General features: G+C 72.9%; 21 protein-coding genes and 1 pseudogene. 14 read left to right on the top strand and 8 right to left on the bottom strand.

Annotated features, from left to right (window positions below; genetic code table 11):
- The first annotated feature begins 6 nt into the window (after positions 1-6).
- From cutA to ACQP0U_RS27500, 7 genes and pseudogenes are all read left to right on the top strand, one after another.
- Positions 7-327, top strand: a complete 321-nt coding sequence (gene cutA / locus ACQP0U_RS27530; RefSeq protein WP_091406014.1) for a divalent-cation tolerance protein CutA — start codon at positions 7-9, stop codon at positions 325-327.
- Between the two features lie 48 nt (positions 328-375).
- On the top strand, positions 376-1,383 hold the full coding sequence (locus tag ACQP0U_RS27525) for a hypothetical protein (RefSeq protein ID WP_433312582.1): 1,008 nt from the start codon (positions 376-378) through the stop codon (positions 1,381-1,383).
- Entirely contained in the window at positions 1,359-2,297 is a 939-nt protein-coding gene (locus tag ACQP0U_RS27520; RefSeq protein WP_433312579.1) for a hypothetical protein, read from the top strand. The genes ACQP0U_RS27525 and ACQP0U_RS27520 overlap by 25 nt, the downstream gene beginning before the upstream one ends.
- A complete protein-coding gene (locus ACQP0U_RS27515; protein WP_433312576.1) occupies positions 2,183-2,911 on the top strand; it encodes a hypothetical protein in 729 nt (242 codons plus the stop codon). Before ACQP0U_RS27520 ends, ACQP0U_RS27515 begins: the two co-directional genes overlap by 115 nt.
- 67 nt (positions 2,912-2,978) lie before the next feature.
- Positions 2,979-3,842: an SCO7613 C-terminal domain-containing membrane protein gene (locus tag ACQP0U_RS27510; protein WP_433312573.1), complete on the top strand. Its 864-nt coding sequence runs from the start codon at positions 2,979-2,981 to the stop codon at positions 3,840-3,842.
- Between the two features lie 136 nt (positions 3,843-3,978).
- The gene (locus ACQP0U_RS27505; protein ID WP_433312571.1) at positions 3,979-5,034 is read left to right on the top strand and encodes a fatty acid desaturase family protein; all 1,056 of its coding nucleotides are present in this window, start codon (positions 3,979-3,981) and stop codon (positions 5,032-5,034) included.
- A gap of 225 nt (positions 5,035-5,259) precedes the next feature.
- Positions 5,260-6,413: pseudogene (locus ACQP0U_RS27500) on the top strand (FHA domain-containing protein).
- Between the two features lie 53 nt (positions 6,414-6,466).
- Here ACQP0U_RS27500 and rocD read toward each other — a convergent pair.
- The 3 genes from rocD to ACQP0U_RS27485 all read right to left on the bottom strand — a co-directional run bounded on the left by rocD (position 6,467) and on the right by ACQP0U_RS27485 (position 9,774).
- The gene (gene rocD, locus ACQP0U_RS27495) at positions 6,467-7,681 is read right to left on the bottom strand and encodes an ornithine--oxo-acid transaminase (protein WP_238662032.1); all 1,215 of its coding nucleotides are present in this window, start codon (positions 7,679-7,681) and stop codon (positions 6,467-6,469) included.
- A complete protein-coding gene (gene ddaH / locus ACQP0U_RS27490) occupies positions 7,681-8,496 on the bottom strand; it encodes a dimethylargininase (RefSeq protein ID WP_433321214.1) in 816 nt (271 codons plus the stop codon). The genes rocD and ddaH overlap by 1 nt, the downstream gene beginning before the upstream one ends.
- 363 nt (positions 8,497-8,859) lie before the next feature.
- The gene (locus ACQP0U_RS27485) at positions 8,860-9,774 is read right to left on the bottom strand and encodes a thrombospondin (protein WP_433312568.1); all 915 of its coding nucleotides are present in this window, start codon (positions 9,772-9,774) and stop codon (positions 8,860-8,862) included.
- A gap of 192 nt (positions 9,775-9,966) precedes the next feature.
- Between ACQP0U_RS27485 and ACQP0U_RS27480 the strand changes: the two genes are divergently transcribed.
- The gene (locus ACQP0U_RS27480) at positions 9,967-10,776 is read left to right on the top strand and encodes an Fpg/Nei family DNA glycosylase (protein WP_433312566.1); all 810 of its coding nucleotides are present in this window, start codon (positions 9,967-9,969) and stop codon (positions 10,774-10,776) included.
- 158 nt (positions 10,777-10,934) lie between these two features.
- Here the strand turns inward: ACQP0U_RS27480 and ACQP0U_RS27475 are convergent, their stop codons facing one another.
- Together ACQP0U_RS27475 and ACQP0U_RS27470 are read right to left on the bottom strand one after the other, a co-directional pair.
- Positions 10,935-11,816, bottom strand: a complete 882-nt coding sequence (locus ACQP0U_RS27475; RefSeq protein ID WP_433312563.1) for an aminoglycoside phosphotransferase family protein — start codon at positions 11,814-11,816, stop codon at positions 10,935-10,937.
- A gap of 19 nt (positions 11,817-11,835) precedes the next feature.
- A complete protein-coding gene (locus ACQP0U_RS27470) occupies positions 11,836-12,294 on the bottom strand; it encodes an Lrp/AsnC family transcriptional regulator (protein WP_433312560.1) in 459 nt (152 codons plus the stop codon).
- Between the two features lie 93 nt (positions 12,295-12,387).
- On the opposite strand from ACQP0U_RS27470, the gene ACQP0U_RS27465 reads away from it, so the two are divergent.
- From ACQP0U_RS27465 to ACQP0U_RS27450, 4 genes are all read left to right on the top strand, one after another.
- Positions 12,388-13,239 (top strand): TIGR03619 family F420-dependent LLM class oxidoreductase, encoded by an 852-nt coding sequence (locus ACQP0U_RS27465; RefSeq protein WP_433312558.1) that lies wholly within the window; start codon positions 12,388-12,390, stop codon positions 13,237-13,239.
- A complete protein-coding gene (locus ACQP0U_RS27460) occupies positions 13,236-13,661 on the top strand; it encodes a nucleoside deaminase (RefSeq protein ID WP_433312555.1) in 426 nt (141 codons plus the stop codon). The genes ACQP0U_RS27465 and ACQP0U_RS27460 overlap by 4 nt, the downstream gene beginning before the upstream one ends.
- A gap of 236 nt (positions 13,662-13,897) precedes the next feature.
- On the top strand, positions 13,898-15,163 hold the full coding sequence (locus ACQP0U_RS27455) for an AGE family epimerase/isomerase (protein WP_433312552.1): 1,266 nt from the start codon (positions 13,898-13,900) through the stop codon (positions 15,161-15,163).
- Positions 15,160-16,113: a carbohydrate kinase family protein gene (locus ACQP0U_RS27450; RefSeq protein WP_433312549.1), complete on the top strand. Its 954-nt coding sequence runs from the start codon at positions 15,160-15,162 to the stop codon at positions 16,111-16,113. The genes ACQP0U_RS27455 and ACQP0U_RS27450 overlap by 4 nt, the downstream gene beginning before the upstream one ends.
- Before the next feature lie 16 nt (positions 16,114-16,129).
- Here the strand turns inward: ACQP0U_RS27450 and ACQP0U_RS27445 are convergent, their stop codons facing one another.
- The 3 genes from ACQP0U_RS27445 to ACQP0U_RS27435 form a co-directional block, all read right to left on the bottom strand.
- Positions 16,130-17,098, bottom strand: coding sequence for a LacI family DNA-binding transcriptional regulator (locus ACQP0U_RS27445; protein WP_433321211.1), 969 nt, complete (start codon positions 17,096-17,098; stop codon positions 16,130-16,132).
- Positions 17,099-17,170: 72 nt separating this feature from the next.
- Entirely contained in the window at positions 17,171-18,550 is a 1,380-nt protein-coding gene (locus ACQP0U_RS27440; protein ID WP_433312546.1) for an FAD-dependent oxidoreductase, read from the bottom strand.
- A gap of 23 nt (positions 18,551-18,573) precedes the next feature.
- Complete coding sequence (locus tag ACQP0U_RS27435; RefSeq protein WP_433312544.1) at positions 18,574-19,716, bottom strand: carboxylate-amine ligase; 1,143 nt, start codon at positions 19,714-19,716, stop codon at positions 18,574-18,576.
- A gap of 156 nt (positions 19,717-19,872) precedes the next feature.
- Here ACQP0U_RS27435 and ACQP0U_RS27430 point away from each other — a divergent pair, with 156 nt between their 5' ends.
- Both ACQP0U_RS27430 and ACQP0U_RS27425 read left to right on the top strand, forming a co-directional pair.
- The gene (locus ACQP0U_RS27430; protein WP_433312541.1) at positions 19,873-20,166 is read left to right on the top strand and encodes a DUF6412 domain-containing protein; all 294 of its coding nucleotides are present in this window, start codon (positions 19,873-19,875) and stop codon (positions 20,164-20,166) included.
- A 102-nt stretch (positions 20,167-20,268) separates the two neighbouring features.
- Positions 20,269-21,024 (top strand): YidC/Oxa1 family membrane protein insertase, encoded by a 756-nt coding sequence (locus ACQP0U_RS27425; protein WP_433312538.1) that lies wholly within the window; start codon positions 20,269-20,271, stop codon positions 21,022-21,024.
- The last annotated feature ends 2 nt before the right edge of the window (positions 21,025-21,026 follow it).

The raw sequence follows: 21,026 nt of genomic DNA, 5'->3' as shown, positions 1-21,026 counted from the left end.
GCGGTCGTGGACGAGATCTGCGTGGTGACAACGGTGGTGGATGCGCGCTCGGTCGCCGACGTGCTGGCGGCTGCGGCCGTCGCCGGCAGGCTCGCCGCCTGCGCCCAGGTGGGTGGTCAGGTGGACAGCACCTACTGGTGGCGGTCCGGGATGGAGACGAGCACCGAGTGGTCTGTGCAGTTCAAGACCGCACCGGACCGGCTCACCGCGTTGCTCGACCAGATCCGGGTCAGCCACCCGTACGAGGTGCCGGAGATCCTGGTGTCCAGGGTGGAGAGCGGCAACCCCGACTACGCCACCTGGGTGTACGAGCACACCCGTTCCTGAGTACGCGCACTCTGGGTCGCACCCCGGTCGGCTGTCGATGATGACCGGGTGGATGACACCCGTTACCCCTGCCCCGCCTGCGGTGCACCTGCCGATCTGAGCGCCGGTTGCTCCGGCTGCCGGCGTGCGCCCGATCCGATCGCCGCCGAGGTGGTTCGGCTGAGCCGGCAGGTCGCCGAGCTTGAGCCGGAGGTGGAGCGGGCTCGCCACACGTACACCGAACTGGCCGGACGCCTGTCGGCCGTGTCGCGGCGGCGGGCCGAACTGGCGGCGGTCGTCCGTGCCGGGTTGGCAGCCCCGGTCGCGGCGCGCCCGGTGTCTCCCGTCGGGCCGGTGCCGTCGATCGGCCCGGGTCCCGGGGTCGCTGCCGATGCGCGGCCGGGTGCGGCGGAGACCTCGACCCGGACGATCCAGGGTCTGCTCTTCGTCCTCGGTGGACTCCTGCTGGGCACCGCGGCGGTGGTGTTCACCGCTGTCGCCTGGGCGTCCGTGGGGGTCGGCGGGCGGGCGTTGATCCTGGCGGCGTTCACCGCCCTCGCGCTGGGCGTACCGCTGCTGGCGGCCCGCCGGGGGCTGCGCGGCACGGCGGAGACGTTCGCCGCTGTGGGGTTGCTGCTGGTGGTGCTTGACGGTTACGCGGCCTGGTCGGTGGACCTGGCCGGTGTGGCCGGCTGGCCGGGCAGCCGGTACGCCGCGCTGGTCGGGGGCCAGCGCGGCGGTCGCCGTGGCGTACGGCCGGTGGAGTGGGCTGACCGGGCCCTGGTTCGCCGCTCTGGTGGCTGCCCAGCCGGCGTTGCCGCTGCTCGCCGCCGAAGCCGGGCCGGGTGCGGCCGGGTGGGCGTTGGTCCTGCTCGGGGTGGCGTTGCTGAACCTGGCGGTGCTGGCCGCGCTGCGCGGCCGGGAAGGGCGGCGCAGCTCGTCGGCCGGGTGCTGGCCGGTGTCGGTCACGTCGCCGCGCTTGTCGGCGCTGCCGCCTGCGCGGTGGTGCCGCTGGTCAGTGGGCGGGCGGGGGCTCGCCACTGCTGGCCGGGTTGCCACTGTTGCTCGTCGCGCTGACCGGGCTCGGTGCGGCCTGGCTCGTCGGGGGGCGGGCGCTGCGGGCGGTGGCGGCCGGGCTGCTGGTGCCGGTGCTCGCGGCCGCCCTGCTGCGTCCGGTGGCGGAGCTGTCGCCGAACCTGCTCCTGCTCGCGGCGGCGACGGTGGCGCTCGGGCTGGTCGCTGCCGTGCGGCTCCTGCCGGTGGCGGCCGGGGCGGCTGTGGAGGGTGGCGGCGGTTGGCGGACCGGTCCGCGTGCCGGTGCGCTGTTCGTCGCGGCGGGCACCGCGCAGGTTGCCGTGCTGATCACCATCGGGTTGGCGGTCGCTGCCGTCGGCCGGTCGCTGCCGCCGTGGGGCGGGGCGGGGACGGGGCCGGACCTGCGCTGGGGCTGGCAGCTCGCACCTGCCGTGGCGCTGGCGATCGGCGCGACGGTGCTCCTGCTGCCCGGGAAGGCGCGGGCGGCGCTCGCCACGGCCGGTGCGGTGGTGGTGCTGTTCGCCGTGCCCGCCGGCTGGCCGGCCTCCTGGCCCCAGGTGGTGGCCGTCGACCTGGTCGGCGGGGTTGCGCTCCTGCTCGTCGTGCTGGCCCGCCCGACGACCCCGTCGGTCGCCCTGCTCACCCGTGCGCTCGGCGCTGCCGTCCTGCTCGGGCACCTGTTGCTTGTCGCCCTGGCCGCCCCGACCGGTGCCCTGGTGGCGCTCGGCGTGCTCGCCGTGGCCGGGCTGGCACTTGCCGTGCGACGGGGGCCGGGGCGTACCGGGAGGTGGCCGGTGCGGGTCTGCTGGTCGGGCAGCTCGCGCTGCCCGGGATCGCGGCGGTGGCGCTGTTCGCCGCTGGCGCGCCGCCCTGGTGGCAGGCCCGGCTCGCGCTGGCCGCCGCCGGGCTGTCGCTGGTCGCGGCGCTCGCGGCGCGTCGCCACCGGGTGGAACTGATCGGGTACGCGGTGACCGGCGCCGTCGTCGCGGTGACAGTGCCCGCCCTCGCTCCGCTGGTCGGGGCGGGTGAGGAGCCGCTCGCGCTGTACGCCGCGCTGGCCGCGCTGGGCGTCGCGTTCGTCGTCTGCTGGCTGCCGTCGGCGAGCGCCTCCGGCCAGGCGGCCCTCGGGGACCGGCCGATGGCCGCCGAGCGAGAGTCGGCCCGGTCGGCGCTGGTGCTGGCGGCGGGCGGAACGCTTGTGGTGGTCGCCGTGCTGGCGGCCCTGCCGACGGTGTTGACAGCGCTCGTGTCGCCCCACGGCGGCCGGGACCGGGTGTGGGCAGGGGTGCCCGCTGTCGTCGCCGACCCGACGGTGCTTCCGGTCGGGTTCGCGCTTGTCGTGCTGGCGGTGGCCGCGGCGCTGGCCGGTCGGCGGGTCGGCCTGCCGGTGCTGCCCGCGCTGCCGTTCGTCGCGGCGGCGCTGCCGGTGCTGCTCGTCGCGATCGGCGCGCCGTGGCCGGTGCTGCCGGCCGCCGTTCTGCTCGCCGGCCTGGCCGCGCTGCTGTTCACCGCGTTGGCCGCGGCGCGCCCGCGCTCGCGCCGATCGCCGTACCGGTGGGCGTGGTGCTGATGGCCTCCGGTGTGCTCGGTCTGCTCGCGACCCGGGCCGGGACGCTCGCGGCCGAGGGGCGCTGCTGGTGGCGGCGGTCGTGGTCGCCGCCGGGGCGTGCCGGTTCGAGGTACGGGTCGCCGGTTGTCTCACCGCCGTGGGCGCGGCGTCCGCGCTGGCGGTGACCGCCCCGCTCGCCAGCGGGCTGCCGCTGCGGGCCGCCGCGTACCCACTGCTGGCGGTGGCCGCGTTGGTGCTGGCCGCCGCGGCGGTCAACCCGGCGCGGGCCCGGCTGGGACGGGTGCTGGACGCCGCCGCGCAGGCCGTCGCGCTGGTGGCGGCGGTGCTCGCCGTCGAGGTGGCGCGGGACCTCGCCACCGTCTGCGTGCTCTGGGGTGTCGCCGTCGCGCTGCGACTGCTGCGGCGGGGTGAACCGGCCGGTCGGCGGTGGGCCTTCGCGGGGATCGCCGCCGGCAGCGAGTTGGTCGGGGCCTGGGTGCTGCTGGCCGCCGGTGGGGTGACAGTGGTGGAGGCGTACACCCTGCCGGCCGCGGCGCTCGCCGTCGGCGCGGGTCTGCTGGCGCTGCGCACCCGGCCGGGGCTGACCAGCTGGCCGGCCCTCGGCCCGGGGCTGGTCGCGGCGTTGCTGCCCAGTCTCGTGTCGGTGCTGGTCGGGCCGGACCCGCAGCCGTGGCGGCGACTGCTCCTCGGCGCGGCGGCGACCGGCGCGGTGCTGGCCGGCGCGACCCGCCGCTGGCAGGCCCCGGTGCTGCTCGGCGGCGGGGTGCTGACGCTGTTGGCGCTGCACGAGCTGGCCCGGGGATGGGATCTGCTGCCCCGGTGGATCTACCTGGGGGTCGGCGGGCTGGCGCTGGTCGGGCTCGCCGCCACCTACGAGCGGCGGCGACGTGACCTGGCTCGACTGCGCGCCGCGGTGGGCCGGCTGGGCTGAGCCGAACCACTAGGGGTAGGGCCTGCCCTACCCCCCATTCGGGGGTTGCCGGGGTTACTCAGTGCTACCGCAATCGGGAGACTTGACAATAAGCCCGAACCACCCTGGGACGGGCGCAAGTGGAACGGGAGCATCGATGGCGCTCGGAGCGGTGGCGGAACCGCCGGTACGACGGCGAGGTAGTGACTACGCACAGTTGTCCCGACGGATCAGCCAGGCGGGCCTGCTGGAACGGCGTCCCGGCTGGTATGTCACCCGCATCGCGCTCACCCTCGGTGCCTTCGTGGCCGGCTGGGTGGCCGTGTTCCTGCTCGGCGACTCCTGGTGGCAGCTTCCGCTCGCGGCCCTGATGGCGGTGGCCACCACCCAGGTCGCGTTCCTCGGTCACGACGCCGGGCACCGGCAGATGTTCCGTCGGCGTGGCCCCAGCGAGTTGGTGGGGCTGTTCGCCGGCAACGTGGCGGTGGGGATCAGCTACGGCTGGTGGGTCGACAAGCACAACCGGCACCACGCCAACCCGAACCACGAGGACGAGGACCCGGACGTCGGCGCGGGTGCCCTGGTGTGGACGCCCGAGCAGGCGATGGAGACCCGTGGGATCGGTCGCTGGATGGCCAAGCGGCAGGCGTACCTCTTCTTCCCGATGCTCCTGCTGGAGGGCCTGAACCTGCACGTGGCGAGCATCCGGGCGATCATCGGCCGGGAGCCGAACGGCGGCGGGTACACCGTCCCGATGCGGCACCGGGCGGTCGAGGCGACGCTGCTCGTCGTGCACACCGCCGCCTACGTGGCACTGCTGTTGGCGGTCATGTCCCCGGTCAAGGCACTGCTCTTCGCCGTCGTGCACCAGGCGCTGTGGGGCCTCTACATGGGCTGCGCGTTCGCGCCGAACCACAAGGGCATGCCGATGCCGACCGCCGAGGACGAGTTGGACTTCCTGCGCAAGCAGGTGCTGACCTCCCGCAACGTGCGCGGCAGCCGTTTGGTGGACACCACCCTCGGCGGTCTCAACTACCAGATCGAGCACCACCTGTTCCCGAACATGCCCCGCGCCAACCTGCGCCGGGCCCAGCCGATCGTCCGTGCCTACTGCGTCGAGCAGGGCATCCCGTACGCGGAGACCGGGCTGGTCGAGTCGTACCGGCAGGCACTCGGTCATCTGCACGAGGTGGGGCGGCCGCTGCGCGGCTGAACACCGGGTGGGGGGAAGGCGGGGGCGGTGCCGGACGGCACCGCCCCCGCCTGCGCGTACCGGGTCGATCGACACCCTGCTACCGCTGGTCGATGCCGGCCGTCGTCCCCGGTAGGGTCGGCGCATGGCAGACCTGCTCACCGCGGAAGCGGTGCGAGATGAGCTGGGCGGGCTGACGGGCTGGTCCCCGACCCGGCCGATCGACGACATCGTCGGGAGCGTGGCATGAGATTCGAGATCAGCAAGGTGCTGGACGCCATCGAGGGGCGGGTCTGCACCGACCCGTCGCTGGCCCGAGCCGTGATCGACCTGGCCGAGGTGATCCGCTACCAGGACATCGACGGTGGTCGGCCGGCCAGCCTGCTACGCCTCGGCATGGTCATCGACGCGCTCTCCCGCGAGCTGGAGGAAGACAGCGTCCAGGTCTACGCGGTGGTGCACCGGGCGTTGCTCTCCGACGCCGACCTCACCTCGAATGAGCGGATGGTCGTCCGCCGCTGGGCCGACGACGGGCTCGTCGAAGTGCTCGACAACCCGGGCGACCGGATGCTGGAGGTCGCCGACCTGCTCGGTCTTCCGGTGCTCAGCCGGGTCCGCTTCGACGGGTTGCGCGGTCGGTTCCCGTGGCTCGTCGAGCAGCCAGGTCGGGTGGTCGCCCCGGTGCCCGGCGCCGGCGGGCCGGTGTTCATCGCACACGTCGGTGGTGGGCACGCGCCGGTGGCCGGCAAGCGTTCGCCGACCGGCGTCAAGCTGCTGGCCCGCCAGTGGCGCTGCCCGGAGTCGGGCTGCGCCCTGTTCGGCGGCGGTGGTGGGGGCGGCGCATTCGCCGACCTGGCCGGGGTGCCGACCGCAGCCCCGCCGCGCAGCCGCCGCCCGCGCTGCGCAACGGTGTGCCGACCTGCCCCCGGCACGGCGTACGGCTCGGTGACGCCGGCCCGCGTCCGCGTACCGAGGTGCTCGCGGTGCGCGTCGGCGGCCTGGTCCGGCGGCGGTTCGTGCTCAGCGAGGAGCAGCCGATCGTGGCTGGCCGGGCCCCCGAACAGGACGGCGGGATCATGCTCGGGCAGTGGCTCAACGACGAGGCCCGGCGTTGGATCAGCCGTGGTCACGTCCGCTTCGAGCTGCGGGTCGGCGAGGTCATCGTGACCGACGTCAGCACCAACGGCTCCGGCATCCGCCCGGCGGGCTCGATGGCCGAACCGGACCGGATCCCCCTGGCCCCCCAGCAGTCCCGGGTCCTGGGCGAGAACGACATGGTGGAGCTGTACCCGGGGGTGCAGATCGGTCGGGCCGAGGAGCTGCCCACCGGTGCTCCGTTCACCCCCACCTCGGTGATGGCCGAAGCCCCGACGATGGCCATGCGCCTACCCCGTCCCTGACGCGGAAGGCGGGCGCCGGCAACCCGACGCCCGCCTTCCACCACGTTCCTCGTTCAGCCGGCCAGCACCTCGGCCAACTGGGCCACCGCCAGGTCGATCTCCTCCTCGGTGATCACCAGCGGTGGGGCGAGCCGGATGGTGGATCCGTGGGTGTCCTTGGCGAGCACTCCGCGCGCGGCGAGCCGCTCACACGCCTCCCGGCCGCTCATCAGCGCCGGGTCGATGTCCAGACCGGCCCACAGGCCACGGACGCGTACCCCGACGAGACCCTTGCCGACCAGCCCTTCCAGGCCGGCCCGCAGCCGCTCACCCAGCTCGGCCGAGCGGCGCTGGAACTCGCCGGTGGCCAGCAGTCGGACCACCTCGATCGCCACCGCGCAGGCCAGCGGGTTGCCCCCGAAGGTGGAGCCGTGCTGGCCGGGCTTGAGAACGCCGAGTACGTCGGCGTTCGCGGCCACCGCGGACACCGGCACGATGCCGCCGCCGAGCGCCTTGCCGAGCAGGTACATGTCGGGCACGACGCCCTCGTGGTCACAGGCGAAGGTCGCGCCGGTACGCCCCAGACCCGACTGGATCTCGTCGGCGATGAACAGCACGTTGCGCTCGGTGCAGACCTGGCGTACGCCCGGCAGGTAGCCCTCCGGCGGCACCACCACACCCTGCTCACCCTGGATCGGCTCCAGCAGCACGGCCACTGTGTTCTCGTCGATCGCGGCCGTCAGCGCGTCCAGGTCGCCGTACGGCACGACAGTGAACCCCGGGGTGTACGGCCCGAAGTCGGCGCGGGCGTCCTCGTCGGTGGAGAAGCTCACGATGGTGGTGGTCCGGCCGTGGAAGTTGCCCTCGGCGACCACGATGTTGGCCTGCCCGGCGGCCACCCCCTTGACCTGGTAGCCCCACTTGCGGGCCACCTTGATCCCGGTCTCCACCGCCTCGGCGCCGGTGTTCATCGGCAGCACGAGGTCCTTGCCGCACAGCTCGGCCAGCTCCCGGCAGAAGTCGGCGAACTGGTCGTGGATGAACGCCCGGCTGGTCAGCGTGAGCCGGTCCAGTTGGGCGTGCGCGGCGGCGATCAGCTGCGGGTGCCGGTGACCGAAGTTCAGCGCCGAGTAGCCGGCGAGGCAGTCCAGGTAGCGGCGGCCGTCCACGTCGGTGAGCCAGGCGCCCTCGGCGGACGAGATCACCACCGGCAGCGGGTGGTAGTTGTGCGCTGTCCAGCGCTCGGCGTCCCGGACCGCTCCCGGCGTACGCAGCTTGTCATCCACGATCACTTGCTTGCCTTTCCCTGACGGAGTCGCAGCGTGCAGCACTTCGGTCCGCCGCCGGCCTTACGTAGCTCGGACAGGTCGACCCCGATGGTTTCGTAGCCCCGGTCGCGCAGCTTGGCGGCCAGGTCGGTGGCCTGCGCGGGCAGCACCACGTGCCGCCCGTCGCTGACCGCGTTCAACCCCAGCACCTCGGCGTCGGCCATGGTGGCCTGCACCGCGTCGGGGAAGAGCCGACGCAGCACGGCCTGGCTGCCGGGGGAGAACGCCTCGGGCAGGTACGCCACGGTCCGCTCGTCGAGCACTGTCAACGCGGTGTCCAGGTGGTAGAAGCGCGGGTCGACAAGTTGCATGGTGATCACCGGGTAGCCGAAGACCTCCTGCAACTGGGCGTGTGCGGCGTGCGCCGTACGGAAACCGGTGCCGGCCAGCAGGTGGTCACCGGCCAGCAGGACGTCGCCCTCGCCCTCGTTGACGTGCTTCGGGTCGTACATCTCGAAGCCGGCGGCCTCGAACCAGGCCCGGTACGCCGGCGCCTCGTCCGCGCGCTGCGGGTCACGGAACTGCACGGCCATCGCCTTGCCGTCGATCACGGTGCCACCGTTGGCGGCGAAGACCATGTCGGGCAGGCCGGGCACCGGAGTGATCTCCTCGACGGTGTGGCCCAGGTCAAGGTACGTCTGGCGCAGCTGCTCCCACTGCCGGACGGCCAGCGCGGCGTCGACCGGCGCGCTCGGGTCCATCCAGGGGTTGATCGCGTAATCGACGGCGAAGTACGTCGGCCGGCACATCAACAGGCGCTGGCTGGTGGCGTCCATCGTCATTGTCCTGCTCCCAGGGTCGGGCGCGCCCGGCCACCGTGGCCCACGGGCTGGCGCCGTGGCTCAACGTTATGCGGCGTCAGCGGCAGGATCCACCACTGAGAGTTGCAAATACCGAACATTCATTGCGTCTGAATGGTCCGCGGCTGCGAATCGTTGCGTGCACGGCCGCGTGGGTTGTGATTCGTGTGTCGAGCCACTTGCGGCAGGGAGACTGCCAGACCCCGGACACACTTCAGGGGCGGCGAACCGCCGCCCCTGAAAGGGTGTCGCCCGGCCGGTGAACCACCGGACTGGTCGGGCTGCCGGCGAACCGCCGGCCGTTCGCCGATGCATCACCGGCGAGCGGAACAGTGCCCGCTAGAAACGATCGACAAACTGTGAGTCAAGCCACTCGCGCAGGCGCTGCACCCAGTCGCCGTCGGTCGTCGGCCAGTCGAACTGACCTGTCATCGCGAGCACCCCGATCACGACCGCGGCCAGCCCGATCAGCACGCCGAAGAGCGCGTCGGTCTTGCCGGCCACGTGCCGACGGCGGGTGGCCATCAGGCCGAGCACCGAGAGCACCGCACCGAACGCGCCGAGCCCGATGCCGTACCCGGCCAGGGTCCCGGTCAGCACGAACATCGCACCGACGACCGAGACGATCAGGCCGAGGGTGGCGAGCAGGCTGGCTCGCGGCTTCGGACCGCGCGTCACCGGCGGCTCGGGCGCGGTCGCGCCCGGGGTCGGGTCGACCGGGCGGTCGGTGGTGACCCGGTCGGTGGTGTCGGGCCGACGGGTGGTGCTGTCGAGGTCGGCGTCCCGCTCGGCGGTGCGCGCCGTGGCGTCCCGCTCGGCGGTGCGTGCCGTGGCCGCGACGACGGCGGGCCGGGAGTCGGTCTCCACCTTGTGGGCGGTGCGAGGCTCAGGTGCGACAGTGCCGTTCTGGGGCTCGGGTGCGACGGGGCGGGTCGTGCCGTTCACGGGCTCGGGTGCGACCGGGCGGGCGGTGCCTCGGGACTCGGTCTCCACCGGTCGCGCGGTGGCGGCTCGGGCCACCGCCGCCCGCTCGTTGGCCCGTCGCTCGGCCTCGCTGGTCTGGCTGCCGGTCGCGCCGCTGCGGTACGTCGTCTGGTCGGCATCCCGGTCGGTGACCACCGGGCGGCCGACGCTGTCGTCGGACTGACCGGTCTCGGTGACCGGGGCGTCGCGGCCGTCCACGCGGCCGTCGAGGTTCTCGTCCCGCGTCGGCGCCGGCTCGGACCGGCGGGACAGCGAAGGAATCCTGACCACTACACACCTCCTGTTGAATGCGTGGTGGCCGACGGAAGGGTGGCACCCACGCGGTGTCGCCCCTGGAATACCCACCTGGGCGTTTCCTGACACCAATCCTGGGTACGGACGCCGAGACCGGCCATGCCAGCCGTTGGTCGTGGGCCTGTTGCGCGCGGCCCGGTCGGGCGGGGCTGGCTATCCTTGGCACCCGTGCCAGAGGGACACACGATCCATCGCCTGGCGGCCCGGCACGCCGAGCTGTTCGCCGGGGACAAGCTGCACGCCGCGAGCCCGCAGGGGCGTTTCGCCGACGGCGCTGCCCGGCTCTCCGGGACGGTGCTGGAGGGCACCGAGGCGTACGGCAAGCACCTGCTGCACCACTACGCCGGCGAGCTGACGCTGCACGTACACCTCGGGTTGTACGGCAAGTTCGCCGACGGGCCGGGGGAGCCGCCGGAGCCGATCGGTCAGCTTCGGCTGCGACTGACCAGCGACCGGCACTGGCTGGACCTGCGCGGGCCGACGGCCTGTGAGCTGCTCACCCCACCCGAGGTGGCCGTACTGCGGGACCGCCTCGGGCCGGATCCGTTGCGTGGCGACGCCGATCCGGAGCGGGCGTACGCGCGGATCGCCCGCAGCCCCACACCCCTCGCCGCGCTGCTGCTGGACCAGTCGGTGGTGGCCGGCACCGGGTTGATCTTCGTGACCGAGGCGCTGTTCCGGGCCGGGCTGCCGCCCACGATGCCGGGCCGGCAGTTGACCAGAGGCGGCTGGGACGCGCTCTGGGCCGACCTGGCCGGGTTGATGCGGCTCGCGGTGGCGCACGGCCGGATCGACACGGTCCGCGACGTGCACCTGCCGGAGGCGATGGGCCGGCCGGCCCGGGTCGACCGGCACGGCGGCGAGGTGTACGTCTACCGCCGCCCGGGCGCACCCTGCCACGTCTGCGGCACCAAGGTCAGCCGCGGCGAACTAGCCGGCCGCAACCTCTACTGGTGCCATACCTGCCAAGCCAGCTAACCCCGCTGCCCCCGCCCCGCCCCGTCCCCGCCCTCCTTGCGCCGATCTTGCAGTTTCTGTTGTCGCTATGGGTGGATATGCGCCTTGGGTCGGGACAGAAAGTGCAAGATCGCGGAGCTGGGTCAGGCGCCACCACCTCTTGATTGCCGGGCCGGGCCTCACCCGCCGTCGAGCAGCCAGCGGACCACGTCGATCTTCTCCGGGAAGACGGTGTCGTCGGCGACGCCCCAGGCCAGCGTGTGCCCGATCGTCCAACCTCGGACCCGTTCCCGGTCCAGTCCCAGTTCGGTGCTGAGCCGGTCCAGCCGGTGCCGGACGGCGGCCGGTGAGTGGCCCAACTCGGTGCCGCGCACCATCGGCACGACCGAGAACTCACGCTCCCCGAGAAGCGGCTTCGGGTCGATCGCCAGCCACGGCCCCCGGTCGGCGGCGAGCGCGTCGGCGGCGAGGATGTTGCCGGCGTGCAGGTCCTGATTGACAAGCACCTGCTCACCCTGGCTCGATGCCAGGCCGCTGAGCAGGTCGAGCGCCGCGTCGAGCAGCCGCCGCTCGTACGGTCGGCCGGCCCGTTCCCAGGCCCTGGGCATCCGGTCGGCCCAGCCGGCGGCCTCCTGCGCCAGCGGGGTGAACGGCGTGCCGGCCGGTCGCCAGAGCCGGGGGAGCAGCCCGGTCACCGCGTCCAGCGCCCGGTCCGACGGAAGATCGCGCAGAGGAGTGCCGGGCTGACACCGTTCGAGCAGCAGAGCGCGCCGCCCGGGGTCGTGGGCGAGCAGGCGGATCGCCCCGTCGCCGTCCCAGTGGGCCAACGCGTCGGCCTCGTGCCGGCTCTCCTCGTCGGGGTACTGGAGCTTCAGCACCGCCGCCGTGCCGTCGGGCAGGTCGGCGGGGAGCGCCAGTGAGGCGTACGCGTACCGGAAGGGTCTGCCGAGTCGCAGCGACCACCGCTCCGCGCACTCCGTCAGCCACGTCGGGAGTGTGGTCAGCCAGGCACGACCGGCGGGTGATCCGCGTACCCAGTCGAGCCCTTCGGGTAGATCCATCCGGTCATTCACCGCGGCGTCACGACCGGGGCGGCGTCAGGCGCGGGCCGCGATAGGGCAGGGTGGCGCTGTAGACGACGTTCGTGGTGGTGCTGCCGAACCCGGCGAGATCGTTGACGATCTGTTCGAGGTGCGCCATCGACGTGGCGGCCACCTTCAGCACGTAACAGTCGTCCCCGGTGGTGCGGAGGCACTCCAGGATCTCCAACCGTCGATCGAGTAGTTGGTGCAGCGGTTCGTGCCGGCTGCCGGGGTATTTCAGCCGGACCACCGCCAGCACCGCGAAGCCCGCCTTGGACAGGTCGACCTCGGCGCGGTAGCCGCTGATCACGCCGGTCGCCTCCAGCCGTCTCACCCGTTCGGTGGTGGCCGACGCGCTCAGCTTGACCCGGCGGCTGAGTTCGGTGATCGGCAGGCGACCGTCGCCCTGCAACTCGGAAAGGATCGACCAGTCGAGATTGTCAAGATTCTCGGCCATTCGGCCAATCTATCGGTGAATCAACGGTAGATAACGGCGCAGGCAGGGATCTTGGTGTTCCCGCGCCGGGTCCAGAATGGCTAGCGTGTACGGGTGCAGATTGGCGTGAACGTACCGAACTTCGCCCCGGGTACGGATCCGGACGTGCTGCGGCAGTGGGCGCAGACGGTGGAGGGCCTCGGGTTCGACCTGCTGATGGTCTCCGACCACATCGTGGTGACCCCGGACGTGGCCGAGCAGTATCCTGCGCCGTTCTACGAGCCGTTCACCACGCTGTCCTGGCTGGCCGGGGTGACGAGCCGGGTTCGGTTGGGCACCACAGTGCTCATCGTTCCGTACCGGCATCCGCTGCTCACCGCCCGGATGGCGGCGAACCTCAACCGGCTCAGTGGCGGTCGGTTCGTCCTCGGCGTCGCCGTCGGCTGGGCCCGGCAGGAGTTCGAGGCGCTCGGCGTGCCGTTCCGGCGGCGCGGTGCGCTGACCGACGAATATCTACGCGCCATGCGCGACGCCTGGCAGAACACCGAGGACTACGACACGGCTGCCATCCCGATCTGGGTCGGCGGCAACAGTGACGCTGGCATGCGGCGCGCCGTACTGCTCGGTGACGCCTGGCATCCGCTGCGGGTCACGCCGGGATGGCTGGCCGAGGCGGTCGGACGACTGAGGGCCATCGCCGACGAACTCGGTCGCCCGATGCCCACGCTGGTGCCGCGGATCGCGCTCCAGGAAGCCCGAGAGCCCATCACCGACCCGGACCGGCTCGCCGGTGTCGGCACCATCGATCAGATCATCGCCGACCTCGACCAGTTTCGTCTGCTCGGCGCCGAGACGGTGGTGCTGGACCCGTTCAACGGGGACCTGGCCGAGATCCGTCAGCCCGAACGCGCCTGGCGGACCCTTGCGGCCGTGGCCGCGTACCGCAAATCCCAGGAGGATCGATGACCCCCGACGACGAGAAGTTTCTCCGCCACGCCGTGGCGATCGCCAGCCGGGCCGGGGCTTCCGGCGAACGGCCGTTCGGCTCGTTGCTCGTCGACGCGGACGGCGTCGTGCTCATCGAGGACCACAACACGGTGGTCTCCGACGCGGACATCAGCGCCCATCCGGAGTTGAAGTTGGCCCGCTGGGCGGCTCGGGAGCTCTCGCCCGAGGTGGCCGCCGGCACCACCATGTTCACCAGTTGCCAGCCGTGCGCGATGTGCGCGACCGCGATCGACCGGTCCGGCCTCGGACGTGTGGTCTACGCCCTGTCGACCGAGCAGTTCGAGGAGGTCAAGCCGGCTACCCCGGCGCTGCCCCCGGTTCGCTACGAGGGGCCGGCCCTGTTCGACGAGGCGCGCCAGCCGATCGACAACTACTACTGACCGGAGTTGTTTCGGGGCGGTGTGACGCAGCCGGAATTGACAGTCGGCCGGCTGCCGGAGCAGGGTTGAGAACGTGACAACGATGTCAACGGACAAAAGGGGAGGGAGCGTACACATGATTCTTCCCCGGCCGCGCCCGGTTCGCGGTGTCCCGTTGACGGTTTCCCGGCGCGGACCTGGTCCGTCCGCCGATCCTGGCCGTATGTCCCTTTCCTACCCCACGGTGACCAGCTGAGATGACCGACGTGCCCCGATCCGACGCCGAAACGACCCCCGCTCCGGCGGGGTCGCCAGACCTGCCCGATCTGGACGAGTTCCTCGTCGACCAGACCCGGACGCTGTTCGACACCACCCGCCGCTCGGTCCGGCCCGAGGGCGGGTTCTGGTGGCTCACCGACGACCGCACCCCGGATCGCGGCGAACCGATCCACACCTGGATCACCTGCCGGATGACCCACGTGGCCGCCCTCGCCCATCGCAACGGCGACCCGGACGCCGCCGCCCTCGTCGACCACGGGATCGCCGCGCTCAGCACCCTGCTGCGCGACGACACGTACGGCGGCTGGTTCGCCGCGGTGGACCAGCAGGGAGTGCCCGTCAACGATCGCAAGGCCGGCTACGACCACGCGTTCGTCCTGCTCGCCGCCTCCAGCGCCGCGCGCGCCGGACGCCCCGGCGCGGACCGGCTGCTCGCCGACGTGCTGACCGTCGTGCGGGAGCGGTTCTGGGACGACGCCGCAGGCGCGGTCCGCGAATCCTGGAATCGGGACTGGACGGTCACCGAGGACTACCGGGGCGCCAACAGCAGCATGCACATGGTCGAGGCGTTCCTCGGCGCTGCCGCCGCCACCGGCGACGCGAGCTGGGCCGACCGGGCCCTGCGGATCGCCACCCATCTCGTGCACGGTGAGGCGGCCCGGCACGACTGGCGGCTGCCCGAGCACTTCACCACCGACTGGACGCCGCTGCCCGACTACAACCGGGACCAGCCCGCCGACCCGTTCCGGCCGTACGGCTCCACGATCGGGCACTGGCTGGAGTGGGCCCGGCTGCTGCTGGAGTTGGAGGCGGTGCTGCCGCAGCCACCCCGCTGGCTGCTCGCCGACGCCCGCGCCCTGTTCGCCGCCTCCGTGCGTCGCGGCTGGGCGGTCGACGGCGCTGACGGCTTCGTCTACACCATCGACTGGGACGACCGGCCGGTGGTGCGCGCCCGGATGCACTGGGTTCTCGCCGAGGCCATCGGGGCGGCGATCACCCTGCACCGCCGCACCGGGGACGAGGTCTACCTCGACTGGTACCGGGTCTTCTGGGTGTACGCCCGCCGCAGTCTCATCGACCAGACCGGATGGCGGCACGAGTTGGACCCGCAGAACCTGCCCGCCGATTCTGTCTGGCACGGCCGACCGGACGTCTACCACGCGTACCAGGCGGTACTGCTGTCCCGCGCGGCCGACGGGCTCGGTGGCCCCGGCCCGCTCGCACCGGAGGAGGTGACCGCGTGATCGTCGTCGCGGGTGAGGCGCTGATCGACCTGGTCGTCACCGCCGAGGGTCAGCGGGCCGTGCCGGGTGGCTCCCCGGCGAACGTCGCGGTCACCCTGGCCCGGCTCGACCAGCCGGTACGACTGCTGGCCCGGCTCGCCGACGACGAGTACGGTCGGCAGCTCCTCGAACACCTGAGCGTCAACCGGGTGGGCCTGGAGTGGGCCGTTCGCGCCGAGGAGCCCACGTCGGTGGCGGTGGCCACCCTCAACGCCGCCGGGCAGGCCAGCTACGAGTTCCGGCTGGCCGGTGCGGCGGACTGGCAGTGGACGCCGCAGGAGCTGCCCGAGCTGGCCGGATCACCGGCGATCGCCCTGCACACCGGGTCCCTCGCGCTCGCGTTGGCGCCCGGCGCGGAGGCGCTGGAGGGCCTGCTCGCCCGGGAACACCAGCGGGACGGGCTCACCGTCTCCATCGACCTCAACCTGCGGCCGAGCATCGTCACGGACCGGGCGGCCGAGCAGGAGCGGGTACGCCGGCAGGCGCCCCTCGCGCACCTGGTCAAGGCCAGCGACGAGGATCTGGCCTGGCTCTACCCGGACCGTTCGGTGGCCGACGTGATGACCGAATGGCGTACGGCCGGGGTGTCCTGCGCCGTGGTGACCCGGGGCGGGGAGGGCGCCTGGCTGCTCGCGCCCGACGGCTCGCTGCACGAGGAGCCAGCGGTCCGCACCACTGTTGTCGACACCGTCGGTGCCGGCGACTCGTTCACCGGTGGCCTGCTGGCCGCGCTGGCCGACCTCGACGCGCTCGGTGACCGGCCGGCCGACCGGCTCGCCGCGGTCACCCCGCAGCAGTGGGCCGGGGTGCTCCGGCAGGCCGCCACAGTGGCCGCGCTGACCTGCGCCCGCCGAGGCGCCAACCCACCGACCCGCGCCGAGCTGGAGAAACTCCTCAACCCCGCAAGCTAACCCGGGGCGGGTCAGGTCAGGTCAGGCCGCGCTTGAGCAGCCTGGTGGGGAGGACTGTCGTGGAGGGCGGGGTGTCGTCGCCGGCTACCCGTTGGAACAGCCGCTCGGTGGCGACCCTCGCCAACTCCCTGGTGTCGTACGCGACGACGGTCAGCGGTCGGGGCATCAGGTGGGCGAGTTCGAAGTCGTCGAAGCCGACGAGCGCGGCGTCACTGCCCCGCCGGTGCAGCTCCTGGAGCGCACCGACGGTGAGCCGGTTGTTGGCGCAGAAGAACGCGGTGGGCGGCTCCGGGAGGTCGAGCAGTGCGGCGACCGCCCGCCCGGCCTCCTCGGGAGCGATGAGCCGCTCGCGGACCAGCGACTCGTCCGGCTCGACCCCGGCGGCGTCCAGCGCCGCCCGCGCCCCGGCCAGCCGCTCACGCATCGTGGGCACGCTCGGCGCGCCGAGCAGCAGCCCCACCCGTCGGTGCCCCTCGTCGAGCAGCGCGCTCACCCCGGCGTGGCTGCCACCCCTGTTGTCCAGCAGCACGGCGTCGGCTTGCAGCCCCTGCGGCGGCCGGTCCAGGAACACCACAGGCATGCCCAGCTCGACCTCACGACGCAGGAACGAGTGGTCGAGGCCCGCCGGCACCACCAGCAGACCGTCGACCCGGCGCTGGGTGAAATCCTGGAGCAGAGCGCGTTCCCGCTCCGGGTCCTCCTCCGACGACGCGGTGATCAGCATGGTGCCGTGGGCGGCGGCGATCTCGGCGGCGACACTGGCGATGGTGGCGTAGAACGGGTTGGCGATCTCCTCGATCAGCAACCCGACGGTGGCGTTGAGCTGCCGGGAGCGCAGGTTACGAGCGATGTCGTTGCGCCGGAAGCCCAGCTCGGCGATGGCGGCCAGCACCCGGCCGACCAGTTCCTGCCCCACCGGCTCGTCGTTGACGACGCGGGAGACCGTCTTCAGGCTCACGTCGGCGCGCCGGGCCACGTCGACCATCGTGGGACGCCGACGCATGGTCGGCCGGGTCGGGGTCTGGGTCACGGGGTGGTCCTCCACGGCGGGCGCGGGTCAACGGTTGAGCGCGGCGAGCGCGTCGACCGCTTTTCGGGCGGCGATGAGCACCGGATCCCACACCGGCGCGTACGGCGGAGCGTAGCCCAGGTCGAGCTGCGTCATATCGTCCACCGTCATGCCGTTCCACAGCGCCACGGCCAGCGTGTCTATCCGTTTGGCCGCTTCGGACCAACCGACGATCTGCGCGCCGAGCAACCGACCGCTGGGGCGCTCGGCGATCAACTTGACGGTCATCGGCCGAGCACCGGGATAGTAGCCGGCCCGGTTGGTCGACTCGGCGATCACCGAGACGAACTCGAAACCGGCAGCCGTGGCGTCGCGTTCGCGCAGGCCCGTCCGACCCACCTCCAGGTCGCAGACCTTGGTCACCGCCGTGCCGATCACGCCGGTGAAGGTGGCGTACCCGCCGCCGATGTTGATCCCGGCGACCCGGCCCTGTTTGTTGGCGTGCGTGCCGAGAGGCACGTGCACAGGCAACCCGCTGACCCGGTGCAGGGTCTCCACGCAGTCGCCGGCCGCCCAGATCCCGGGGAACCCGGGCACCCGCATCCGGCGGTCGACCCGGATCGCGCCGGTCGGCCCGAGGGGTAGCCCGGCCGCCTCCGCGAGCGCGGTGTTGGGGCGTACCCCGAGACCCATGACCACGACGTCGGCCGGAATCGGCCCCTCCGCGGTGACCACGGCGGACACCCGGCCGTCGCGCTCCTCGAGGCCGGTCACGGACAGGCTGTCGCGGATCGTGATGCCGAGGCCGCGCATCGCCTCGGCCACCAGCTCGCCCATGTCGCCGTCGACCGTCGACATGGGCTGCTCACCCGACTCCACCAGGGTCACCGAGAGGCCGCGTTGGATCAGGGCCTCGGCGATCTCGACGCCGATGTACCCGCCGCCGACCACCACGGCCCGACGCGGCTGCGGCTCGGCGTCCAGCCAGTCGCGCAGCGCCGAACCGTCGTCGAGGGTCTGCATGCCGAACACGCCGCCCGCGTCGGTGACCGCCCACGGTGGCTTCACCGGCACCGCGCCCGTTGCGTACATGAGGTCGTCGAAGCGCTCGCGGACCTCGCCGCCGCCCGCCAGGTCCCGGGCCACCACCTCGCGGCGTTCCAGGTCGATGGTCGTGACCTCGTGGCGCATCCGTACGTCCATCGCGTACTTCGTGCGGAACGTCTCCGGCTCCCGGGCGATCAACGCCTCGGGGCCGGGCACCAGGCCACTTATCCAGTACGGGATGCCGCACGCCGAGTAGGAGGTGAAGTGGCCCCGCTCGAAGACCACGATCTCCAGGTCGCCGCGGTCGCGGCGGCGTCGGGCCTGGGACGCCGCCGACATTCCGGCGGCGTCCCCGCCGATGACGATCAGCCGTTGCGCCACGGGTTCATCCTGTCACGCGGTGATCAGCCGCGGGTCTGCCGCGCGACGTCCTGCACCACGTCGGTGAGCTTGCCGGTGCGTTCGAACACCGCGCGCTGCCGTGCCGCGCCGCTGCCGTGCCGGCGCAACCCACCCAGCAGGTCGGTCACCTCGGCCCAGTCGCCGTGCTGCTCCAGCGCCGGCCGCATCCGCTCGACGAACCGGTCCACCAGCTCCCAGGCCGGGCGCAGCTCGCCGTTCGTGACGTCGACGGCCTCGCCTTCCAGGCCGTCATGGGCTGCCCGCCAGTGTGCCCCGACCAGCAGGTGGTGGTCGGTCTGCAACGCCGCCCGGCCGGCCTCCACATCCGTCATGGCGGTGGCCACCAGCGCCCGGACCAGCGCGGCGACCAGCACCGCGTCGTCCACCGACGGGCAGACGTCGCCGATCCGCAGCTCCACCGTCGGGTACTTCGCCGACAGGCGGGCGTACCAGTAGAGCATCCCCTCGTCGAGCATCACCCCACTGGAGATCAACTGGCGGATCAGCCGCTGGTAGTGCTCGTGCGACTCCAGGAACGGCGTCGGCGCCACCGACGGCCAGCGCTCCCACTCCACCGAGCGCCAACTGGCGTAGCCGGTGTCCTCGCCACGGGCGAACGGCGAGTTGGTGGTCACCGCGTGCAGCAGCGGCAGCCACGGCCGGACGTGGTTGAGCACCTGCACCCCGGTGTCCGGGTCGGGCACCCCCACGTGCACGTGCATGCCGTTGTTGCCGGGGCCGGGGACGAGCAGCCGGAACCGCTCGATCATCCGGTCGAAGCGGGGCTTGTCCACCACCGGTGGCACCGGGCCGTCCACCGGGCCGGTGCCGATGGCGAGCAGGCGTACGCCGGCCCGCTCGGCCGCGTCGGAGAGCGCCCGACGCAGTACGCCGAGGGAGTGCCGGATCGACGAGAGTTCCAGGCCGGGCGGGCTGCCGATCTCGATCTGACTGGTCTGGAACTCCCGCTCCACCTGTCCGCGAAGTTCGGCCGGCACCTGCTCCATGACCAGGTCGACGGCCGGAACCGCGGCCCCGGTGTGCGGGTCGACGAGCAGGAACTCCTCCTCGACACCCACGGTGAGCAACCCGGTCGCCGCAGCCATGTCGCTGGGCGCCTCTGCCACCTGACCGGTCATCGACATCACCCGTCCGTTCCTACCGTTCGCGGGCCGTCCGCGTTGGTCCGCCGTTGGTTACCCAACGTGGCGATACCGGGAAACGTGGCGGCGGCGCGCCGTACTCGGTGCGGGCCGCCGGATTCGGCTGAGCGACGTGACAGCGGGGCCTACGCTGGGCCCGTGCCGGTGCTGCTGGGCTATGTCGGGGTCGCGTGGATGTCCGCGTTCGCCCAGCTCACCCTGCTCGCGGGCCGACCGGTCGACCTGCTCGCGGGCGCCGCGTTGACCGCCCTGGTGCTGCTCGCGGTGGTGCTGGCGGCCCGGCTGCACGGTCGGGCGGGCGCGGCCGGTGCCGGGCCGCGGTGGGCCGGCCTGCGGGCCCGCTCCCGAAGTCGCCGAATGCCCCGCCAGATCGACCCGGATGCCGCCGGTCGGCCTCGCCCCCGCGCTCCGGGGTGCCCCTCGGCCGCGTAGCGCCTCGCCGCCGCGCTGCCGATCCCGCCGTCACCGGCCCCCCTTGCTGAGCGGATGCCGCCCGGGGGAGGGCCTCACCGGAATCGGACCGAGGGGTTTCCCATGCTTGCCTTCGCACCTCTGCACGACACTGTCGGCGCTGCCGGCAGCGCGCTGTCCTGGCTCACCGGGCTGCTCGAACCACTGGCCGGCGGTGCGGCGACCGCCGCCGCCATCGTGCTCTTCACCATCGCCGTCCGCCTGCTGATCTCGCCGCTGACCGTCGCGCAGGTCCGCGGCGAGCGGCGCCGCGCGGCGCTCGCCCCACAGGTGCGTGACCTTCAGCAGCGGTACGCCGACGACCCGGCGACGCTTCAGCGCGAGGTGTTCGCGCTGTACCGCGCAGCCGGCGCGAACCCGATCGCCGGCTGCCTGCCGTTGCTCCTCCAGGCGCCGTTCCTGCTGGTGCTGTACCGGTTGTTCAGCACCAGCGAGGGTGGCACCGGGCTGCTCGACGAGCGGCTGGCCGGCGTGCCGCTGGGCCACCATCTCAGCGACGGGCTGGCCGGTGCGGCGGGGCCGCTGTTCGGCGTACTGCTGGCGGTGTTGCTGGCGGTGGCCTGGTGGTCGTCGCGGCGGGCCCGCCGGGCGTCGGCGGCGGTGGGCACGGTGGCCGGTACGCCGACCGAGGGGCCGGGTGCTGCCACGCTCGGCCGGCTGCTGCCCCTGCTGCCGTTCACGACGGTGCTGGTGGCACTGGTGCTGCCGCTCGCCGCGGTGATCTACCTGGTGACCACGAGCGTGTGGTCGGCCATCGAGCAGGCGGTGTTGCGTCGTCCGCAAGCGGTTCCGGCGAGCGCCACAAGAGATCGACGTTGACA

It is taken from the genome of Micromonospora sp. CA-269861 (assembly GCF_050948505.1).
Taxonomy (GTDB): domain Bacteria; phylum Actinomycetota; class Actinomycetes; order Mycobacteriales; family Micromonosporaceae; genus Micromonospora.
This window is presented reverse-complemented; position numbering and strand designations above follow the sequence as displayed.